1 protein-coding gene is annotated in these 2814 nt (G+C 50.4%); it reads right to left on the reverse strand.

The window, feature by feature from the left end:
• Positions 1-183: 183 nt before the first annotated feature.
• Entirely contained in the window at positions 184-2406 is a 2223-nt protein-coding gene (locus tag EDD77_RS17795) for a helix-turn-helix domain-containing protein (protein ID WP_058966374.1), read from the reverse strand.
• Between the last annotated feature and the right edge of the window lie 408 nt (positions 2407-2814).

Raw genomic sequence — 2814 nt, forward strand, 5'->3', positions numbered from 1 at the left:
CTCTACACTCAACTTCTGTTTGTACTGCATAACAATGCTCCCCCTATGATTGACAGCGTTTTATTTCACTGTCTCTCATAGAGGGAGCATATCAATTGTCACAGCAGGTTTTTCTACAAGCTGAAAGGTCTGACTGATTTGAAAAAATCAGTCAGACCTTTTTTGTTGATAACGAAGCGGCACTCAAGCAGGTGCGGGCTCTTCCGGCGGCTTTTTGCGCAGCATGGACGGAGTAGTGTTTTCCTGCTTCTTGAACACACGAATGAAATTGATGTCGCTGGAAAAACCGGAAGCCAGTGCGATCTCCTTGATGCTCATGGGGGTTTCCAGAATCAGTTTTTTCGCATGCTCCACCCGCAGACGGTTGAGGTATTGCACCAGGCTTACGCCATAGGCATTTTTGAAGGAGGTGGACAGATAGGAGTTGCTCACATTCAGCTGCTCGCTCACAAGATACAGCCCCATCAGAGGGTCGGTGTAAGATTCATCAATGATCTGCTTGGCACGAGCCGTTACCGGATATTTTTGCTTTTCCGGTGCATTGTGATTCTGCTGTTTGTCCAGACGTTCCAGAACCAGTTCCATACGCTGCCGATATTCTTTGGCGGACTGAGCCGTGGACAGAACGCGAGTAACTTCCGCGGCGTCTCCATCCGAAAGAGTCTCGCAGGCAGCATCTGCCAAAAGGCTGGTCACCGCCTGCTGGCGCATCAGATCAGCCGAGGGAACCACGCCGGAAGTTAAGTATTCTTCATAAAGCTGAGGAAGCATATTCCGCGCCTGTGCATACGATTTCTGATAGATGAAATTGCAGAAATTTTGCATCACCCGGGCATCACCGTGATGTCCCTGTGCATGTTCCGGCGAATAGACGCATACAGGATGTGCACAATCCGGCGTACAGGCCAGCAGCGCCCAGCGAGCGCAGTGATAGCTGGTGATGATGGCGGTAAGGCTGTCGCAGCAGGTACCGATCCCGGCGGCTGCCGGTTCATTTGGGTAGTACAGATTCATGATGTCCTGACACAGACTCTGTAAAACCGGTTGGGAATAAGGTTTGTCCGAGTTAAGCAGGATACACAGCCGACCACGAAATGCAGTGCACAGTCCCTCCACATTATGGGCGGCCATTGTTTCGTAAATGGTTCGCTGCCAGCCGTCGCCATCCGGCAGAGTCCGTTTTTCGTTGGCGGCAACCAGCACCTGAAACATGGGTTCACTGAAAACCACTCCGTAGCGGTTGGCTGCCAGTACGACTGCGCTTTCGCTGCGCAGTTCGCCGCGCAGCAGAGTGACAAAGAAGTTGGAATCCAGCAGCATCTGGTGTTCAAAAATGCGCTGTGAGCTCTGCTCATTGGCCTGCATCAGCTGATCCACGCGCTCCGTCAGCAGTTCATAGGCATCTGTTTCATCGTTTTCCTGTGCACCCAGGCGATGCAGGAGCTTGCGAACGGGCCGAACGTTCAGAATGCTTACATAAAATGTGCCGACAAAACCAATCAACAGTGTAAGCAGTGCGCACACGGCGCAGATGGCAATGGTGGTGCGCACGGTGCGCATGGTACTGCCGGCGTTATAGAAGCTGGCATAGTACAGGCCGGACAACATGGAACGGCTGAAATAGACAGCTGTATCGCCGTGGGTCAGCGCATGGTCGTTTTCCTGATTCCACTGGGCGAACATGGTTTCCACGGTCGCTGCATCCACCTCGTCGCCTTTGGAGGCAATAACCTCACCATCCAGCAGAATACTGAGCTGGAATGCCTCGGGAAACAACTCCTGGGCTTGAGAGAAAACCTGGATCAGTGCCTGACGGTCAATCTCCATCACCATTACGGCCCGGCAGCTTCGATCGATTTTTTGCGGGCGCACATAGCACAGGACGGCTTCCTCAGTTTGTGGGCGTTGATCCAGCAGGAGAGTGGGCTCCTCGATCTGCATCAGCTGGCTGGTCCATTTTCCATCTGGCTCCCGCTGTGGGATAGTTTGGAGCGCACGATAGGCATCGGCGGAAAAGCACCCCAGATTGCCCACAGAAAAGTCCAGAGCAGGATAGTAGATGTACAGACCCTGGGCCAGGGCATTGGAATCCACGAAGTCACGAATGGAGTCGTACAGACGGTATACAGGTGCGGAAATGGGCTGGGGGATGCTGCTCCGGGTTTTCAGCGAAATATTGGTGTTGTTTAGTTCCAGCGTAACGCTGTACCGATACAGCTCGTCCAGGCGGCGATCTACTGCACTTTGTACCAGGGCATTCATGGATTCATTGCTGGTTACAACGCTGTGCTCCAGCTGGCGCAGAACATACATTCCCACACTGGCGCACAGAAGCAGGCAGAAAGAAATGATAACTGCATAAGGGCGCATGACACGCAGCACTTGTTTGTCGAAAAAACGATACATTTGGGCATACTCCTCTTTTTTACATGCAGAGGTATTTGTTTATTGGCATTATAACATAAATTTATCCATTCTCTATTATTTTTTGTGTGCAAAGAGCGAAATGTGAAAATATGGTGATAAAAACCGAAAAAAATGAAAGTGATTGCAAAAGGGAAGTTGACAAAATGCACAAAAAACAGCAAGAGAAAATGGGGGTTTCAGTACAGAACAGAAAGGAATGATGGTTTACACAAACCATTTGATGCGTTATGCTTAAGCCATCAGAAACGACCTCACTTCGACGCGACACAGGAAGCATGAGGAATCCACATGAAGAAAGATTAACTATTAAAAATCAACCCCGAAAATGAATGGTGGTGGTGAAAAAGGGATGGTTCAAAAAAGGTATAGCAAAGCTGAGGTCTTGTC

Origin of the sequence: Allofournierella massiliensis, assembly GCF_004345265.1 — a bacterium.
Lineage (GTDB): Bacteria > Bacillota > Clostridia > Oscillospirales > Ruminococcaceae > Allofournierella > Allofournierella massiliensis.